3 protein-coding genes are annotated in these 4,081 nt (G+C 67.3%); all 3 read right to left on the reverse strand.

The window, feature by feature from the left end; genetic code table 11:
- Positions 1-45: 45 nt before the first annotated feature.
- The gene (gene nuoH / locus ACY0I8_RS16740) at positions 46-1,047 is read right to left on the reverse strand and encodes an NADH-quinone oxidoreductase subunit NuoH (protein WP_461395656.1); all 1,002 of its coding nucleotides are present in this window, start codon (positions 1,045-1,047) and stop codon (positions 46-48) included.
- A 55-nt stretch (positions 1,048-1,102) separates the two neighbouring features.
- Positions 1,103-3,775: a formate dehydrogenase subunit alpha gene (fdhF, locus tag ACY0I8_RS16745; RefSeq protein WP_461395657.1), complete on the reverse strand. Its 2,673-nt coding sequence runs from the start codon at positions 3,773-3,775 to the stop codon at positions 1,103-1,105.
- A gap of 110 nt (positions 3,776-3,885) precedes the next feature.
- A partial coding sequence (locus ACY0I8_RS16750; protein ID WP_461395658.1) for a hypothetical protein occupies positions 3,886-4,081 on the reverse strand: 196 nt, incomplete at its 5' end.

The following is a 4,081-nucleotide window of genomic DNA, read 5'->3' on the forward strand; positions in this document are numbered from 1 at the left end:
AGGGGGGTGATGACGGCCATGGGCTCTTCTCCTTGGCTGCCGGGCTTAGGCCATCGCCGTGACCACCACGCCGGTCACGAAGATGTTGGCGAGCGCCAGGGGCATGAGCCACTTCCACCCCAGACGCATGATCTGGTCGTAGCGGAGACGGGGGAACGTGCCCCGCTCCCAGATGAAGAAGAACACCAGCACGAACACCTTGGCCACGAACACCGGGAACTTGAGAAGCCCCGGGGTGGCGATGCCGAAGGGCAGGTTCCACCCGCCCAGGAACAGGCAGGTGATGATCATGGAAAGCGAGATGAGGTGGGCGTACTCGGCCATGAAGAACATGGCGAACTTCATGGAGGAGTACTCGATGTTGAACCCGCAGGCGAGCTCCGCCTCGGCTTCGGGCATGTCGAACGGGGTCCGGTTGATCTCGGCCAGGCCGCAGATGAGGAACAGGAAGAAGGCCAGGGGCTGCTTGAAGCAGTTCCACCACACCTGCTGGGTGTTCACGATCTCCACGAGCGAGAGGCTCCCGCTCACCATGATCACGCTGATCAGGGTGAGCCCCAGGGCGAGCTCGTAGCTGATCATCTGGGCCGCGGTCCGAAGGGACCCCAGGAGGCCGTACCGGTTGTTCGAGGCCCAGCCCCCGAGCATGACCCCGTACTCCCCGAGCCCCGCCAGGCCCAGGATGTAGAGGAGCGCCACGTTCACGTCGGTGATGCGAAGGGCGATCTCCCGGCCGAAGAGGTGGATCGAGTCGCCGAACGGGATCACGGCGACGATCAGGAGCGCCGGGATGATCGAGAGCGCCGGCGCCAACATATAGACGAGCTTGTCGGCGTTGGCCGGGACGATGTCCTCCTTAAAAAACCCCTTGATCCCGTCGGCGATGGGCTGGAGCAACCCAAAGGGGCCCACCCGGTTCGGGCCGTGGCGCACCTGGATCCGGCCCAGGACCCGGCGCTCGAGCCAGGTGGTGTAGGCCACCGTCAGCATGAGCACCCCGAACACCACGAGCACCTTCACGATGCTTTCGATCAGGAAATCCACCATGATCGTCTCCCCGCGCAACGTGCAGGCCCCGGATGGACCCGCCGTTTTGAGCGAACTAGGCCTTTTCCACTCGTACCGCGGTCACCTTGTACTCGGGGATCTTGGCCACCGGGCAGGTGGCCGGGTTGGTGAGCACGTTCACCGGCGACTCGCTGTAGTGGAAGCTCATGAAGACCGTGCCGGGGGCCGGCCGGTCCACCACCTTGACCTTGGTGGTGATCTCGCCCCGCCGACTCGCCACCCGCACCGTGTCGCCCGTCCGGATGCCGAGGCGCTCGGCGTCGACCGGGTGCATCTCGAGGAACCCCTCGGGGAAGCAGTCGTTGATGCGGGCGCACCGGCGGGTCATGGTGCCCGAGTGGTAGTGGGGGTGCTCCCGGCCGGTGGTGAGGAGCAACGGATACTCCTGGTCGGGCTCCTCGGCGGGCCCCCTGTACTCCACGGCCTGGAACAGGCCCTTCCCCCGGGCGAACCCGCCCACGTGGAGGATCGGGGTTCCCGGGTGGTCCTTCGAGGGGCAGGGCCAGGGGATGCCTTCCTTCTCGATCCGGTCGTAGTCGATGCCGGCGTAGCTCGGGGTGAGCGACGCAATCTCGTCGAAGATCTCCCGGGGATGGGCGTAGCTCATGGGGTAGCCCATCCGGGTCGAGAGCTCCTGGAGGATCTGCCAGTCGGGCTTCGACTCGCCCCGGGGCGCCAGCGCGGCGCGCACCCGCTGGACCTTGCGCTCGGTGTTCGTGAAGGTGCCGTCCTTCTCGGCGAACGAGCAGGCCGGCAGCACCACGTCGGCCTTGGCCGCCGTCTCGGTGAGGAAGATGTCCTGGACCACCAGGAAGTCGAGGCTGTCGAGGGCCTTTTCGATGTGGTTGAGGTCCGGGTCGGTGATCATGGGGTTCTCGCCCATGATGTAGAGGGCCCGGATCTTCCCCTCCAGGATGGCGTGGGTCATCTCGGTCAGGGCCATGCCGGGCTCCCGGGGGACCTTGCGGCCCCAGGCCTCGTCGAACTTGGCCATGGCCTCGTCGTCGGAGACCTTCTGGTACCCGGTGACCACGTTGGGTAACCCCCCCATGTCGCAGGCGCCCTGCACGTTGTTCTGGCCCCGCAGGGGGTTCACGCCGCCGCCCTCCACGCCCACGTTCCCGGTGAGCATGGCGAGGTTCGCAAGGCACTTCACGGCGTCGGTGCCCTGGGTGTGTTGGGTGACGCCCATGGCGTAGAGGATGGCGGCGGGTTTGGCGCCGGCGTAGACCCGGGCGGCCTTCCGGATCAACTCCGCGTCGATCCCGGTGATCTCCTGGACCTTCTCGGGGCTGTAGCCCTCGAGGCTCGCCGCGAACTCCTCGAACCCCTCGCACCGCTCGGCGATGTAGTCCGGGTCGTGGAGGTTCTCCTTGAGGATTACGTGCATCATGCCCAGCAGGACCGGGATGTTGTGGCCCGGCCTCGCCTGGATGAACACGTTGGCGTACTCGGCGAGCTCGATCCGCCGGGGGTCGATCACCACGAGCTTGGCGCCCCGCTGGGTGATCGCCCGCTTGACCCGGTCGCCGATGATCGGGTGGTTCTCGGTGGTGTTGGAGCCGATGACCAGGAACGCCTCCGACTTGTCGAAGCAGGCGATGGAGTTGGTCATCGCGCCGGAACCGAAGCTGGTGGCCAGACCGGCCACGGTGGCGCTGTGACAGAGCCGTGCGCAGTGATCGACGTTGTTCGTGCCGATCACCGCGCGCATGAACTTCTGGAAGAGGTAGTTCTCCTCGTTGGTGCACCGGGCGCTCGTGAAGCCCCCGATGGCGTTGGCCCCGTGCTCGTCCTTGATGGCCTGGAGCCGCTGGGCCACCAGGCCCAGGGCCTCGTCCCAGGTGGACTCCACGAGCTCCCCGTTTTTGCGGACGAGGGGTTTTTCCAGCCGGTCGGGGTGGTTCACGAACTCCCACCCGAACCGGCCCTTCACGCACAGGCTCCCGTAGTTGGGGGCTTTGTCGAAGTCGGTGGTGGTGACCCGGAGGATCTGGCCGTTCAGGGTGTTGAGCTCGAGCTGGCACCCCACCCCGCAGTAGCCGCAGGTGGTGGGCGTGCGCTTGGCCTGCCAGATCCGGGCCTTGGTGGGGTGGACGTTGTCGGTCAGGGCCCCCACCGGGCACACGCTCAGGCACTCGCCGCAGGAGATGCACTCCACGCCCGGCACCGGCCCGATGTACGAGTGGAACCCGTTGTCCACGATCTGGATGCACCCGACCCCCTTCACCTCCTTGCAGGCCCGGACGCACCGGCCGCACAGCACGCACCGGTCGGGCCACTGCCGGATGAAGGGGGAAACGTACCGGGGCACGTCCCGCTCGAAGGGCTCGGTGCGGTAGCTCTCGGCGGTGACCCCGAACTCGTACACCAGGTCCTGGAGGTCGCACTCGCCGCCCTTGTCGCACACCGGGCAGTCCAGGGGGTGACGCACCAGGAGGAGCCGGAGCACGTCGCGCCGCATCTCCCGGAGCTCCTCGGAGTCGGTGGTCACCACCATGCCGTCGCCGGCCGGGGTGTCGCAGGCGGTCACGGGCTTCGAGCAGCCCTCCACCTCCACCACGCACATCCGGCACGACCCGATGGGGGAGAGCTTCTTGAGGTAGCACAGGGTGGGGATTCGGATCCCCGCCTGCTGGGCCGCCTCGAGGATCGTGGCCCCTTTGGGCACCTCGACCCGGACACCGTCGATCGTCACGTTGACCATGCGCTTCCCCTCGTTGTTTCGGCTAAGAGGCTAGGAGGCTCGGAAGCTAGAAGGCTGGAAAGCTCGGCACCCCTGGAGGCCAGGCGCCCCGCGGGGATCCCTCGCCGTCCCTACGACCCCGGGGCCTCCGGCTCGGGGGCCACCATCAGGAGCCGATAGCACCTGAGGCACCGGCTCGCGTCGGCGATGGCCTCCTCGTGGGTGAACCCGATCTCGGCCTCCCGGAAGTCCCGGATCCGCTCCTCCACGGGCACGTGGTGGATGTGGGCCGGCTCGGTGGTGGCCGGCACGCCCACGTCCTCGGCC

This window comes from Deferrisoma sp. (assembly GCF_054681715.1).